The sequence below is a fragment of the Azospirillum formosense genome (assembly GCF_013340925.1).
In the GTDB taxonomy this organism is placed as follows: Bacteria; Pseudomonadota; Alphaproteobacteria; order Azospirillales; family Azospirillaceae; genus Azospirillum; species Azospirillum formosense.
The window spans coordinates 1-13,094 of the sequence record NZ_WHOR01000044.1 but is presented as its reverse complement, the minus strand read 5'-3'; the positions used below and the strand labels follow the sequence as shown (position 1 = coordinate 13,094).

Below are 13,094 nucleotides of genomic sequence, written 5' to 3'. Positions count from 1 at the left end.
CTGCATCGGAGGTTCCGCCCGTGTCGTCCCTCGCGCTGGTTTCCACCTTCTGTCCCGACCGCGTCGGTCTCGTTTCCGCGGTTACCGGCCATCTGTTCGGGCTGGGGGCCAACCTGCGCGACGCGACCTTCGCGGTGATGGGGTCCGGGGCGGAGTTCTCGGCGGTTTGCGAGCTTCCCGACGGTGTCCCGGTCGGGGAGGTTCAGGAGGGGCTGGCCAGCCTTCCCGAGTTGGCCGGCGCCCAGATCAAGGTCACGCCCTTCGACTTCGATCCCAACCCCGGCCCGCTCGCCCGCATCACCCACCGGGTGGAGGTGTCGGGCGGCGACCAGCCCGGTCTGATCGCCCGTTTGTCGGAAATCTTCACCCAGTTCGAAGCGAACATCGTCCGGCTCGACGCCCAGACCCTGCCGGAGCGGGAGGGCGGACGCTACGTCATCCGCTTCGCCGTCTCGATCCCGCCGGAGCGCTCCGGCACCTGCCTGTCCACCGTCGCCAACACCGCCGAGACGATGGGCCTGACCTGCGTCGCCGAGGCGCTGTAACGCTTCTCGTGCATCAGCCCGCTTGTCCCCTCCCTCCTCCGGGGAGACGGATAAGGGTTGCATTCATACGCATGAAAATGTCATGGATCGGGAATTCCTCCCGACAATATCCACCATGGCGTGAACCGCGTTTTCCTCGTCTTGGCGCTGTCCTTCGCCGCCCTGCCCGCTCGCACGGAGGGGCTTGAAGCGACCCTGTCCGACTGGGGAACCGTCGGGTTGCTTCAAACACCGACGGCACGCGGCCTTCCGGACGGCACCGTCACCGCCGGCTTGACCGCTCTCGGTGGTCTGCACCGTCATCTCTTTGCCGGGGCGCAGCTTCTGCCGAGCCTGGAGGTCACGCTGCGCGACAGCACCTACCCGAGCTGGCACGGTCTCAGCGAGCCGGGGGTGGACGCCAAGCTGCGCCTGCTGCGCGAGGGACCCTGGTGGCCGGCGCTGGCGGTCGGCGGGCGGGATGTCACCGGCAGCGGGCTGGACCTGCCGGGCAAGGGCCGTTTCGCGGGAGAATATCTGGTCGCCTCGCGCCGCTGGTGGGATGTCGACCTCAGCCTGGGCATCGGCTGGGGCGGGCTCGGCGATCACGGGCATGTCCGCAACCCGCTGCGCTTCCTCGGCGGGCGTTTCAAGCGCGACCGCGACCCCGCCGACGCCTCATCGCGTGGGCCGGAGGCATGGTTCACCGGGGACCGCGCGGCCCTGTTCGGAGGCGTCGAGTGGCACACGCCGTTGGATGGGCTCAGCGTCAAGCTGGAATACAGCGCCGACAGCTTCCGCGCCCAGCAGCAGGATGACCCGAACTTCCGGCCCGGCCTACCGCTGAACGCCGGTCTGGCCTACCGTCCCTGGAACTGGCTGGAACTGGGCGCCGGCATCGAACAGGGATCGCGCGCCATGCTGCGCCTCGCCGCCCGCTTCGACCCGCGGGAGGACGGCAATACCGCCCCACGCACGCCGCCGCCCACGGTCGGTGCCCGCCCTGCCGCCCTGGACGCCGCCCTGCCCGCCCCGGACATCGCGGCCCTGGCCCGGCTTCACCGGCTGCCCGCCCGCACCGCGTTGGTCGACGGCGACCGTGCCGCTCTCTGGCTGGACCCGGCGGGCGCCGGGACCGCTCCGCTGGCGCGGGAGGTGGGTCGCGCCGCCCGCCTGCTGGCCGACGGCGCCCCGCCGGAGGTCGAATGGCTGACGATCGTCACCGGTGCCGCCGGACTGGACGGCACCGCGGTCACCCTGTCGCGCCGCGCCGTGGAGCAGGCGGCCGGCAAGCGCGGCAGTCCCGAGGAAATCTGGCGGACAGCCCAGGTGGAACGCTCCGCCGGCCCTCCCCCGGGCTGGCCAGCGCGGCTCGCCCTGACCGTCACCCCGACCCTGGAAGCCAGCCTGTTCGAACAGAGCGCCCCGCTGGTGCAGCGGACTTACGGCGACACCGTGCTGACCGCGGAACCGCTGCGCGGGCTGGTCCTCAGCGGCGGGCTGCGGGTGAACGTCAGCCACAACCTCCACCTCCTCGACACCAACGCCATCCCGGCGGCGGATCCGGTGCGCAGCGACCTGCCGCGCTACGCCGACCGCATCGCCGCGGTCGAGCGGTTGTACGCGGCGTGGCTGGCCACGCCGTCCGAGAGCTGGAGCACGCGCCTCTCCGTCGGCCATTTCGAGGAGATGTTCGGCGGTGGGAGTGCTGAGGCGCTGTACCGTCCCCTGACGGCGCGCTGGGCGTTCGGGCTGGACCTCAACCGCGTCTGGAAGCATCCGCCCGACGACGTGCTGCGCCTTGCCCCGGAAAGCGGGCGGAACACCGGCCACGCGAGCCTCTATTGGGAGGGGCCGGGGGCCGCCACCACGGGCGTGCTGCGGCTGGGCCGGTATCTCGGCGGGGATTGGGGCGGCACGGTCGAGGGGATGCGCGCCTTCGACGGCGGCATCCGCCTGTCCGCCCAAGTCACCTGGACCGAGGGGCCGGAGGGCGAGCAGAGCCGCTACGGCGGGCGGCTGGAGCAGGGAATCGCGCTGACGGTGCCCTTCGGGCCCGGAGGCTCCTGGCCGCCGGACGGGCGGCTGGCGACGGCGGTGCGCACCCTCGGACGCGACGCGGGGCAACGGCTGCGCCAGCCATTGCCCCTGTACGATGCGTCGGTCGCGGCGGGTTACGGCCGGCTGGCCGGATCATGGCCGCGGCTGATGGAATGAACCACGGCGGGCCGGGGATCAGCGCATTTCGGAGATCGTCCCGGTTTTGGTGTCGAGCAGCACGGTGCTCCAGGTGCCGTTGGCCGACTGGGCCTCCGCAACATAGTTCTCACCCTGCTTGCGGAAGTCGCGGACGGAGGTGAAGCCGGCGGCGCTGAAGTAGTTCAGCAGCGAGGTCTGCATCAGCTCCTTGCGGTTCTGGCCGCGCTCGGCGCGCTGGGCGGTGTTCGGATCGACGTTCATGATGACCTGCCGGTTGCCCTGCATGGAGCCGGTGGTCCCCATCGCGCCGCTGTTGGGCATGGAGTTCATGGTGCCGGTTGAACCGTAGGTGCCGGGCGCCCCATAGGTACCGGTGCTGCCATAGGTGCCCGCGGCGCCGGACCCGACGGTGGATTCAGCGCTGCCACTGGTCACACGGTCGGGCATGCGGCCGTCCGGCATCCGGTTCTGGGTCCGGTCGCTCCACGGGTCGGGCCGCTCGCCGGGCAGGCTTTCCACCTGCGGGCTGGTGGTCGGCAGGCCCGAGGGGCTGGAACGCTCGTAAGGGACCTGCGGCGCGTTGTTCTGATAGGTTTGGGCCATCGCGGCGGGGGCGGCGGCCAGTGTCGCGGCGAGAACGGCGAGGGACAGTTTGGCGTTCATGGCATCCTCTTCTCTCGATACGGCGTCTCGCACCGGCGGAGCGGTGCTGCGCCTTTTCGCCCGCCCGGCCGGAACCAAGCAGGCTGGCGACCCCGACAACAGCGTTCACCGGCGATTGTTGCGGTCAAGCCAGCGTTATCGGGAAACCCCTCCTCCTTTTGGAACCGACCCTACCCAAAAAAAGCTCTTTACCGGAGCGGAGTCCGGGAACCTTTCAGATCGGCGCGGTGTTCTGCACAATACTGACACGCTCTTCACAGAGTAGGACGTTCAACAGACTGCGCGCCGGACGAGCCGTAACGCGCTTCGGACCGAGCGAGGGAGGTTAGGATGCTCTATTGGGCACTTGTTTTCTTCGTAATCGCGCTGATCGCCGGCGCACTCGGTTTCGGCGGAATTGCGTCAGCCTCTTCGGGCATTGCGCAAATTCTGTTCTTCCTCTTCCTTATCCTGTTCGCGGCAAGTTTGATTCTGGGCCTGGTCAGGCGCCGCTAGACCCAGCACCCGCCCGGAACCGTCCGGGCGGGCGTTTCCCGCAACGCGCCCGTGTCCGGCCTTTCACGTTTCGAATGGTTGGACTCGCGAGTACCCCCAAAGCCTCTCGATGTTAGCCTCGCACCTGACCGGCAACGCTCCATCCCGAGCGCTGCCGGTCTTTCTGTGCGGTCTGCTGCGAGCGGATAAGCAACGCGGCTTGCCGAGGGGACGGATCAATCGTCGTCGGTCGGGCTGTGCCCTTCCATGAGTTGGCGCAGAGCGCGGCGCCCGCGTGACAGGCGCGACTTCACGGTGCCGATCGAGATGCCGAGGATATCGGCGGCTTCCCCGTAGGAGATGCCCTCCAGCCCGATCAACAGGACCACCTCGCGCTGTTCGGTCGGCAAAAGGCCGAGCGCGCGCTTCAGGTCGCGCAGTTCCAGCCGGACGAACTGCCCGCCATGGGCGGCGCCGATCGCCGCCTGCCCTTCCCCGTCGATGTCGACGACCGCCTGCCGGCGACGGATGCCGTTGATGTGCAGATTGCGCAGTATGGTGAAGAGCCAGGCGCGCAGGTTGCTGCCCGGCCGCCAGAGATGCAGGCGCGACAAGGCGCGCTCCAGGCATTCCTGGACGAGGTCGTCGGCCAGCGTGGCGTCCCGCACCATGGCACGGGCGAACCGGCGCAGGCGAGGAATCTCCGCCTCGATCTGAGCGATGATCGCCGGATCGGGGGGGGCCAACGGCGCCGGAGGCACCTCAGCCGCATCGTCGGCGGCCGGATCGTCGGCATCGACGACGCCCTCGGCTTCGACCGCAACGTTCAACTCGTCCTCGTCCGCACGGCGGCTTCCCATCACCGGCTTGAGGGCGACGGGGTCAAGCGGCGCGGGGCCGCTTGCCGGACGGCGCAAGGAACTCGCGACGTGGTTCGCCATCGGTGGAACGCTGCCTCCCTGTGTACCGAAAGATGTCCCGATCATTCCGGGCGCGTCTGAGAACACCCGAACCATCGCTCCGGCCCCCGCCTTGCGCCGAATGCGCGCGGGGCATAACCGGATTCTCCAACGACAATCGTCGGTCCATCAGTACGTAATGGCGCGCCACAGGGGCTGCCAGTTGGGAAAAAGGCTAAGCCCCTTAACAATTTGGCGAGATTACCCCTAAATGCCATGGTTCGTCCGATTGCTCCCGTAGCATTCGCTCGGGGATGAGGTATCGTCTCCGGACATACGGGAGGCTTCATGACTTTGCTCAAAAGGAAAAGGCCGGCTGGCTTTCACCAACCGACCTCAAATCTCCTTTGCGGGATAGCCATGTCTATGGCCAACGATGAATTCGTTCATTCATCCATCCGCAGGTCCGCTGCCAGCGGTTCTTCTTCTCTGTATAGGCGGCGTTTCCGTCCCTTAGCGGAAGTCTTATTTCATTGTGTTCCGCTTCCTCTCTTAGCCGGAACCATATCGCATTACGTCTTTCGCGGACAGCCGGACGTTGGCGCTAGCGCATCGATCTTCCCGCATACGCCAAAAGACCGGCCGGTTTCACCAATCGGCGAAAGGCGCGTCAAGGCGGTCAAACGCGCGGCGGCTCTGGCCGCCGGCGGGCTGATCGCGTCCTTTCTGACGGCCTTGCCGGCGGCAGCCCAGGAGGCGTCCGTCCAGACGGCGGCGGCCCAGCCCCCGGCTTTTCAAAGCTCGACCGAGCGCACGATCCGCGCGCTGGAGGCGCTCGCCGGCAAGGGCAGCCCGCGCGCCCAGTACGAGCTGGCCATGCGCTACGAGGTCGGCAAAGGCGTGAACCGGGACGAGCGGATGGCCCTCTCCCTCTACTGCCGGGCGGCCCGCCAGGACTACGCCGAGGCGGCCTACCGCGCCGGGCGCATGCACATGGCCGGGCGCGGCGCGGTGTCGAAGGACGAGGAGCTTGGCCGCTCCTGGCTGCGCCGCGCCGCCCTGCTGGGCAACGACGACGCGGCGCGGTTGGTCAAGCCGGCCAGCGCCCCAGGCAAGAGCTCAGCCGGCAAGGGAGCGGCGGGCAAGGCACCCGACCGCTGCGAACCGCCGAGCGTGCGCTGGGGCGTGATCCGCATGCCGCCCAAGGAAATCCGCACCATGGTCACCAAGATGGCCCCCAGCTATGGGCTCGACCCGGATCTGGTGCTGGCGGTGATCGCCGTGGAATCCGGTTACCGCGTGGATGTGGTGTCGGAGAAGAACGCCATGGGGCTGATGCAGCTCATCCCCGAGACGGCGGAGCGCTTCGGCGTGACCAAGCCCTTCGACCCCGAGCAGAACCTGCGCGGCGGCATGAAGTATCTGCGCTGGCTGCTGGCCTATTTCGATGGCAACGTGACCTTGGCGCTGGCCGGCTACAACGCGGGCGAAGGGGCTGTGGTCCAGTACAAGGGCGTCCCGCCCTACCGCGAGACGCAGGACTATGTGGTCAAGGTCCACAGCGTCTACCCGCGCCGCGTCCATCCCCACGATTCCAGCGTGGTGCGCTCCGCCGGCCTGCCCGCCGCCAAGCAGGAGGAGGTCGCCGAGCTGAGCACGTCCACCCGCTCAAGCGGCACAAAACGGTAATGCCAAAACGACGACGGCCCGCCTGCTGGCGGGCCGAAACGACGACGGCCCGCCGAAAAGGCGGGCCGTGGATCGTTGATGCCGGAAAGGATGGCGTCCCCTAGGGGATTCGAACCCCTGTTACCGCCGTGAGAGGGCGGTGTCCTAGGCCTCTAGACGAAGGGGACCTTCATCGGGCGATGCTCGGTTGCCAGCCGAACGAAAGTGGCGTCCCCTAGGGGATTCGAACCCCTGTTACCGCCGTGAGAGGGCGGTGTCCTAGGCCTCTAGACGAAGGGGACAGTCTTTCGTCGTCTGACGACGTGGCGTCGTCGGCGTGGCGGGTTTTTAGCGAACCCACCCTGCCCGATCAAGCCTTTTCTGACAGATCTTTGGCGATTTTCAGAAAAGAGTTCACGACGGCCTGCGGCGTGTCGAAGGCGGTGACCAGACGCAGCAGATCGCCCTCCCAGCGGTAGAAGCGGTAGCCCGCCGCCTCCAGCCCGTCGGCCACCGCGGCGGGCAGTCGCACGAAGACCTCGTTGGCCTCCACCGGATGGGCCAGTTCCGCTCCCGGCAGCGCGGCGAGGCCCTGCGACAGCCGGTCGGCCATGGCGTTGGCGTGGCGGGCCAGCCGCAGCCAGAGGTCGTCGGCCAGCCAGGCGTCGAGTTGCGCCGACAGGAAGCGGCCCTTGGACACCAGATGCCCGGCCCGCTTGCGCAGGAAGCCGAAGTCCTCGGCCAGCGCCGGGTTGAAGAACACCACGGCCTCCGCGGCAAGGCAGCCGCCCTTTGTGCCGCCCAGCGACAGCACGTCCACCCCGGCCTTCCAGGTCACCTCCGCCGGGGCGCAGCCCAGCCGGGCCACCGCGTTGGCGAAACGGGCGCCGTCCATGTGCACCGCCATGCCATGGGCGTGGGCGACGTCGGACAGGGCCGCCACCTCCTGCGGCCGGTAGACCGTCCCGGCCTCCGTCGCCTGGGTCAGGCTGAGGGCGGCGGGCTGCACCCGGTGCGCCACGCCGATGCCCGCCCCGGCCAGCGCCTCGGTCAGGGCGGCGGGGGTCAGCTTGCCGCCCTGCCCGGCCAACGGCACCAGCTTGGCCCCGCCGGTGGCCATCTCCGGTGCGCCGCACTCGTCGACGTGGATGTGGCTTTCCTGGTGGCAGTAGACCGCGCCGTAGGGCGGGACGAGGGCCGACAGGGCCAGCGCGTTGGCCGCCGTCCCGGTGGCGACCGGGAACACCGTCACCTCGGCCTCGAAGAGGGCCGACAGGCGGCGGGTGACGCCGGCGGTCAGCGGGTCCTGCCCATAGGGGTCGGCGGACCCGACCGCGGCCGCGGCCAGAGCGTTGACCACCTCCGGCGCCGCGCCGGCCACATTGTCGCTGCGGAAGTCGTACAGGAAGGGGGTGGTCAGGATGGCGTCGGTCATGGCGCGGCGGCTCCGGCGGTGACGGTCACGGCGATGGCGCCGGTGCGCGGGTCCATCACATAGAGGCGGTCCGCGGCGTCCGGTATGGTGACGCGGAAGACGACGCGGTTGCCCACCGCCACCGGGTCGCCCAGGCGCGCGCCCGCCGGCAGGCCCAGCGCAACGTCTTCCGTCCGGCCGGCGGCAGCGGTTGCCCGCTCGGCATCCATGGCGGCCCGGCGCTCCGGATCGCTGATGCGCTTGTAGAGTTCGACGCCGAGGAACGCGAAGCCGGCGATGATCATCACGCCCATGATGACGATGAGTGCCTTGAGGAACTGCACGGTTTGGGGTCCACTCTCGCGCGAATGTGAGGAGTTTTGCCGAACGATGCCCGAACGCACCGAAATCGACGACGATGAGGACGAATACACCGGAACGCAGGACGGTGAAACCGGCGAAGGCGCGCGGCAGCGCTGGACCGTTCCGGACGGCGCCGGCGGCCAGCGGCTCGACAAGGCCCTGGCGACGGGGCTTCCCGGCCTGTCGCGGTCGCGCGTTCAGGCGTTGCTGGACCAGGGCTGCGTGCAGGACGGCAACGGACGGACGGTCACGGACCCGTCGGTGAAGGTCAAGCCCGGACAAACTTTCGACGTTTTCATCCCCGAAGCTGAACCTGCACAGCCCGAGGCCCAGGACATACCCCTGGACGTGGTCTACGAGGATGAGGACGTGTTGGTGATCGACAAGCCCGCGGGCATGGTGGTCCATCCCGCCGCCGGCAATCCGGACGGCACGCTGGTCAACGCCCTGCTCGCCCATTGCGGCGACAGCCTGTCGGGGATCGGCGGCGTGCGGCGTCCGGGAATCGTCCACCGGCTCGACAAGGACACCAGCGGCCTGATGGTCGTCGCCAAGAACGACCGCGCGCACCACGCGCTGACGGAGCAGTTCTCCGGCCGCACGCTCAGCCGCACCTACCAGGCGCTCGTCTGGGGCGTCCCCTCCCCCCGCGAGGGGCGGATCGAGGGCAACATCGGACGCAGCGGCACCGACCGCAAGAAGATGGCCGTGGTCACCGGCGGCGGCAAGCACGCGGCCACCCGCTACCGCGTCGTCCGCTCCTTCGGCACGGCGCTGGCGCTGGTCGAATGCACGCTGGAGACCGGGCGCACCCACCAGATCCGCGTGCACATGGCGCACATCGGCCACCCCATCGTGGGCGACCCGCTCTACGGCAAGGGGCGTGCCGGACGCGCCGGCGGCAAGCACGCCTCAGCCCTGCCGGAACCCCATCGCGACCGGTTTGTTGGCTTTCCACGGCAGGCGTTGCACGCCGTGGGATTGACCTTCCGCCACCCCGCAACAGGCGAGACGGTCTGCTTCCAGGCGCCGCTACCCACGGATATTAAAGATTTGTCAGATTTCTTAGAATCCCTGTAATCCACTATACCCGCGCGCAGAAGTCGGTTATTCTTCGCGTCAACAGCCACCAACGCTCACGCTTGCATCCGGGACCATCCCCGGCGGATCGAACGGGCAAGCGGACGGCGAGGCGGCGCAGAACAGTGAGCGGCCGTGTGCCCGTGAGAAGGCACGAAGAACAGCCGTCGGAGAGGGTCCAACATGGCGACGATATCCAGCGTTCCGGTCATCAGTTCCGAAAGCAACCTCTCGCGCTACCTCCAGGAAATCCGCAAGTTCCCCATGCTCGCGGCGGAGGAGGAGTACATGCTGGCCAAGCGCTGGCAGGAGATCGAGGATTCGGACGCCGCGCACAAGCTGGTGACCAGCCATCTGCGGCTCGTGGCGAAGATCGCCATGGGCTACCGCGGCTACGGCCTGCCGCTGTCGGAGCTGATCTCCGAGGGCAACGTGGGCATGATGCAGGCGGTGAAGCGTTTCGACCCCGACCGCGGCTTCCGGCTGGCGACCTACGCCATGTGGTGGATTCGCGCCGCTATCCAGGAATACATCCTGCACAGCTGGTCGCTGGTGAAGATGGGCACCACGGCGGCCCAGAAGAAGCTGTTCTTCAACCTGCGCCGCCTGAAGGGCCAGATGCAGGCCATCGAGGAGGGCGACATGTCGCCCGAGCAGGTGCGCCACGTCGCCACGACCCTCGACGTGCCGGAGCAGGACGTCGTCAACATGAACCGTCGCCTCAGCGCGCCCGACCATTCGCTGAACGCGCCGCTGCGCGCCGACAGCGAGGGCGAGTGGCAGGACTGGCTGGTCGACGAGACGGCGAACCAGGAAATCTCCCTCGCCGAGAACGAGGAGTTGGGCAAGCGGCGCAAGCTGCTGACCGCCGCCATGGAGAACCTGAACGAGCGCGAGCGCGACATCCTGGTGGAGCGCCGCCTGCGCGACAACCCCACCACGCTTGAGGACCTGTCGCAGAAGTACGGCATCAGCCGCGAGCGCGTCCGCCAGATCGAGGTGCGCGCCTTTGAGAAGCTTCAGAAGGCCATCCGCAACGCCGCGGTGGAGCAGAAGCTGGCCGGCTGAGCCTTTGCCCCCGTCCGCCCATGGCGGGCGGGGGCGGCCCTCACGCCCCCGCGGGTTCGGCCAGTTGGTCCTGCTCGTCCGGCGAGAGGCCGCCCGCCTCGTCGAACAGGTCGCCGGCGACCTCCGGCCCCCATTCCTGGACGAGGCCGACCTTCACGTCCTTCAGCGCGCTCACCCGCTTCTCGGCGCGCATCACCTCGAAGTTCGCCACCATCGGCGGAATCCCGAAATAGAGCGCCCAGCCGATCGCCGCCGCGCCGTACATCACCAGCCAGGCCAGCGGGTCCATGAAGATCTTCCCGGCCGCGCCGATGGTGTGGTTGTGCTTCCACAGCTCGATGGCGTAGGGCATGCAGCCGCAGAAATTCAGCCCGCCGACGGTGATCGGCGCCGATTTCTCGGGATCGCGGTCGGTGACGTAGGCGACGATGGTCGGGATCATGCCGATGCCGAACAGGATCGAGGTGGGCAGCACCACCAGACCCGCCGGGATGATCAGCAGGATCAGCGTCAGCATGCTGCCCTTGCGCTTCTTTTTCTTCCCGCCGCTCTTGCCGCCGCGCGCCATGGGTGCACCCGATCCTTGGTTTGAAGGCCGCCGTCAGAAGGCGAAGAAGAGGATGATGCCGCCGACCAGAATCGTCGACAGCAGGCTCGACACGATGGCCGCCACCTGCCGCCCGGACGATTCGATGATGCTGTTCCGGTCGCCGATGCTCTGCCGCAGCTTGTTGATCTCGGCGTCGGCCTCGCGGTAGGCGATCTGGCCGGCCTCGAACTCCAGCTTGTCGCGGCGCAACGCCTCCGGGTCGTCGACGATCTTCAGCAGATCGCCGAGCCGCCCGTTGTGGGCCGCGGAGTCGGCCAGCTTGCGCACGTTGTCCTGGTGCGGCCGGCTGTGGAAGCGGCGGAAGGCCGGATCGAGCAGCGACACCACCCAGGCGGCGAGGTGCGACAGCGAGTCGGTGCCGGTGCGCGCCTGGACGTCGGCCAGGATGGTCAGCATGGCGATCACCCGGCGCATCGGCTCGATGCTGGAGCCGAGCTGGGTGTAGAGCATCTCGTCGGTCCGCCGGTGCCGCACCGCCAGGAAGGCGGCGATGTGGCGGTCGATGGGGTCCTTGTGCCGCTCGCTCCCCGCCCCCGTCCAGTCGAGCGCGCGCAGCAGCTCCGCCGGTGTGGTCGGCATCTGCTTGGCCACCAGCGGGCTGATGCAGGGCATGGTGGGGTTCATCTCGTAGAGAACGCGCTCCACCCCCAGACCATGGCCGGTACGGTCCAGCAAACCGCGAACCTGGTCGAAGTTCTGCACCATCGGCACGAACTCCGGCTTGAAGTCGCTCTGCACGCTCACCCAGAACATGGGAAGCTGGTTCGCCAGGACTTCCGCCGACGGTTGCGGCGACTCGCCGCGCAGGAAGGCGTCGGCCAGCATGGTGCCGATGCCGTCGGGCATCATCGCCTTGCCGCGGTAGCGGATGGGCGCCGCGGGGTCCAGCGCCATGCAGACCCGCGACACCAGCCGCTCGGCCATGCTGCCGCCCTTGCCGGTGGTCGAGGCGGTCTGCACCGCGTTCGCCACCGCCTCCGCCCGCGCGTCGTCGCCCATGGAGCGGCGCAGCCACTTGTCCAGCTCGCCGCCCTCGATGATCGTGGCGGCGGGCGCCACATGGCGGGCGAAGGCGCGGGCCAGCGTGCGGCAATGCCAGTAATCCTGTCCCTGGAACTCCAGCGGCCTGGCGGCGCGGCGCGGCACCTGCGGCTGCTTCGGGCTGAGGCGGCGGCCGGCGACCCAGAGGTCGAGGTCCTGGAGCGTCCAGCGCTGCTTGGGATCGTCCACCAGCAGGCCGCGGATCACCTCGCTGATGGCCAGCGGCAGGCGCATCTGGCCGACCAGCGCCGGGTAGGACCCGCGCTCGATCTTCGCCTGGAGGATCGCCTCGTCCTCCGCCGCCCCCACCGGGTTGCGTCCCAGCAGCAGGAGCAGCAGCGTGACGCCCAGCGAGTAGAGGTCGTCGGCCATGGTGCCGGTGCCGCGCCCGGCGGGCGAGGCCATGCCGCGTTCCACCGTCTCCAGCAGGACCGACTGGCCGTAGCCGGGCGGGGTGGACAGGCATTCGCCCAGCATCAGGCTGCTGGAGGCCAGATCGCGGTAGTAGAGGTTGGTCGGGCGGATCGCGCCATGGACCACGCCGCGGCTCGACAGTTCCTTCAGCGCCGCGACCAGCGGATGGATGATCTGGCGGGTCAGATGGTCTTCGGGGATCGGGTCCGCGGCCTCGGTCAGGCTGTTCATCAGCCGCTTGCCCGCCGGACGCTCGAAGATCATGCAGAGGCGGCGCCCCTGGCTCGCCGGCCAGTCCACCATGCCCCAGTCGAGCAGGCGCATGTGGGCCTGGTTGTCGAGGCTTGCGACGGTGGCGGCGATGTCGGTGCGGGCCAGCGTGGCGCCGTGGCCGATGATGGCGAAGGCTTCGGACCGCTTGTCACGCAGCGGCTTGGCCGTGTAGGCGTTGCCGCCGATGGCGTTGAGCGCGGCGAGAGGCGCGCTGGGGTGGATTTCGTACCGCTCGGCCAGCTTGACCGGCTCGGCGTTCGCCATCATCCGATCCGCGGCGGCTGCGGTCATGGCATCGGATGGCATGGCGTTCGAATCCCCGGAGCCTGCGAGCGTGTGCCAGCCTTAGTCGCTCGAAAAGGGCAAACAAATTGTTAACGCGGGGGGAAGTGGTCGCATCGGGC

Annotated in this window: 12 protein-coding genes and 2 tRNA genes; 6 read left to right on the top strand and 8 right to left on the bottom strand. The window is 68.8% G+C overall.

Annotated elements, in window-relative coordinates:
• The first annotated feature begins 20 nt into the window (after window positions 1-20).
• The gene (locus GBZ26_RS08600) at window positions 21-545 is read left to right on the top strand and encodes an ACT domain-containing protein (protein WP_174438480.1); all 525 of its coding nucleotides are present in this window, start codon (window positions 21-23) and stop codon (window positions 543-545) included.
• A 120-nt stretch (window positions 546-665) separates the two neighbouring features.
• On the top strand, window positions 666-2,741 hold the full coding sequence (locus GBZ26_RS08595; protein WP_174438479.1) for a YjbH domain-containing protein: 2,076 nt from the start codon (window positions 666-668) through the stop codon (window positions 2,739-2,741).
• A gap of 18 nt (window positions 2,742-2,759) precedes the next feature.
• Here GBZ26_RS08595 and GBZ26_RS08590 read toward each other — a convergent pair whose 3' ends face one another.
• Complete coding sequence (locus GBZ26_RS08590; protein ID WP_174438478.1) at window positions 2,760-3,386, bottom strand: hypothetical protein; 627 nt, start codon at window positions 3,384-3,386, stop codon at window positions 2,760-2,762.
• Window positions 3,387-3,716: 330 nt separating this feature from the next.
• On the opposite strand from GBZ26_RS08590, the gene GBZ26_RS08585 reads away from it, so the two are divergent.
• Window positions 3,717-3,881, top strand: a complete 165-nt coding sequence (locus tag GBZ26_RS08585) for a DUF1328 domain-containing protein (RefSeq protein ID WP_035674837.1) — start codon at window positions 3,717-3,719, stop codon at window positions 3,879-3,881.
• Between the two features lie 215 nt (window positions 3,882-4,096).
• Here the strand turns inward: GBZ26_RS08585 and GBZ26_RS08580 are convergent, their stop codons facing one another.
• Complete coding sequence (locus GBZ26_RS08580) at window positions 4,097-4,801, bottom strand: sigma-70 family RNA polymerase sigma factor (protein WP_174438477.1); 705 nt, start codon at window positions 4,799-4,801, stop codon at window positions 4,097-4,099.
• Window positions 4,802-5,494: 693 nt separating this feature from the next.
• On the opposite strand from GBZ26_RS08580, the gene GBZ26_RS08575 reads away from it, so the two are divergent.
• Window positions 5,495-6,448, top strand: coding sequence for a transglycosylase SLT domain-containing protein (locus GBZ26_RS08575; RefSeq protein ID WP_246653627.1), 954 nt, complete (start codon window positions 5,495-5,497; stop codon window positions 6,446-6,448).
• A gap of 91 nt (window positions 6,449-6,539) precedes the next feature.
• Here GBZ26_RS08575 and GBZ26_RS08570 read toward each other — a convergent pair.
• The 4 genes from GBZ26_RS08570 to GBZ26_RS08555 all read right to left on the bottom strand — a co-directional run bounded on the left by GBZ26_RS08570 (window position 6,540) and on the right by GBZ26_RS08555 (window position 8,185).
• Window positions 6,540-6,615: transfer RNA gene (locus GBZ26_RS08570), tRNA-Glu, on the bottom strand.
• Window positions 6,616-6,653: 38 nt separating this feature from the next.
• Window positions 6,654-6,729, bottom strand: a tRNA-Glu gene (locus GBZ26_RS08565).
• A gap of 68 nt (window positions 6,730-6,797) precedes the next feature.
• Complete coding sequence (locus tag GBZ26_RS08560; protein WP_174438476.1) at window positions 6,798-7,862, bottom strand: threonine aldolase family protein; 1,065 nt, start codon at window positions 7,860-7,862, stop codon at window positions 6,798-6,800.
• Entirely contained in the window at window positions 7,859-8,185 is a 327-nt protein-coding gene (locus GBZ26_RS08555) for a hypothetical protein (protein ID WP_174438475.1), read from the bottom strand. Before GBZ26_RS08555 ends, GBZ26_RS08560 begins: the two co-directional genes overlap by 4 nt.
• A gap of 46 nt (window positions 8,186-8,231) precedes the next feature.
• Here GBZ26_RS08555 and GBZ26_RS08550 point away from each other — a divergent pair, with 46 nt between their 5' ends.
• Window positions 8,232-9,284 (top strand): RluA family pseudouridine synthase, encoded by a 1,053-nt coding sequence (locus GBZ26_RS08550; protein ID WP_174438474.1) that lies wholly within the window; start codon window positions 8,232-8,234, stop codon window positions 9,282-9,284.
• A 183-nt stretch (window positions 9,285-9,467) separates the two neighbouring features.
• A complete protein-coding gene (gene rpoH, locus GBZ26_RS08545) occupies window positions 9,468-10,352 on the top strand; it encodes an RNA polymerase sigma factor RpoH (protein ID WP_014240868.1) in 885 nt (294 codons plus the stop codon).
• Window positions 10,353-10,392: 40 nt separating this feature from the next.
• On the opposite strand, the gene GBZ26_RS08540 is transcribed toward rpoH, so the two are convergent.
• Both GBZ26_RS08540 and GBZ26_RS08535 read right to left on the bottom strand, forming a co-directional pair.
• Entirely contained in the window at window positions 10,393-10,920 is a 528-nt protein-coding gene (locus tag GBZ26_RS08540; RefSeq protein WP_109069600.1) for a hypothetical protein, read from the bottom strand.
• A gap of 33 nt (window positions 10,921-10,953) precedes the next feature.
• Window positions 10,954-12,996, bottom strand: coding sequence for a serine/threonine-protein kinase (locus GBZ26_RS08535; RefSeq protein WP_174438473.1), 2,043 nt, complete (start codon window positions 12,994-12,996; stop codon window positions 10,954-10,956).
• Window positions 12,997-13,094: the final 98 nt, after the last annotated feature.

What these genes read in the sequence shown, in the direction of transcription:
- GBZ26_RS08590 (WP_174438478.1), bottom strand. Translation starts at nt 3,386, where the DNA reads ATGAACGCCAAACTGTCCCTCGCCGTTCTCGCCGCGACACTGGCCGCC.
- GBZ26_RS08585 (WP_035674837.1), top strand. Translation starts at nt 3,717, where the DNA reads ATGCTCTATTGGGCACTTGTTTTCTTCGTAATCGCGCTGATCGCCGGC.
- GBZ26_RS08580 (WP_174438477.1), bottom strand. Translation starts at nt 4,801, where the DNA reads ATGGCGAACCACGTCGCGAGTTCCTTGCGCCGTCCGGCAAGCGGCCCC.
- GBZ26_RS08560 (WP_174438476.1), bottom strand. Translation starts at nt 7,862, where the DNA reads ATGACCGACGCCATCCTGACCACCCCCTTCCTGTACGACTTCCGCAGC.
- GBZ26_RS08550 (WP_174438474.1), top strand. Translation starts at nt 8,232, where the DNA reads ATGCCCGAACGCACCGAAATCGACGACGATGAGGACGAATACACCGGA.
- rpoH (WP_014240868.1), top strand. Translation starts at nt 9,468, where the DNA reads ATGGCGACGATATCCAGCGTTCCGGTCATCAGTTCCGAAAGCAACCTC.
- GBZ26_RS08540 (WP_109069600.1), bottom strand. Translation starts at nt 10,920, where the DNA reads ATGGCGCGCGGCGGCAAGAGCGGCGGGAAGAAAAAGAAGCGCAAGGGC.
- GBZ26_RS08535 (WP_174438473.1), bottom strand. Translation starts at nt 12,996, where the DNA reads ATGCCATCCGATGCCATGACCGCAGCCGCCGCGGATCGGATGATGGCG.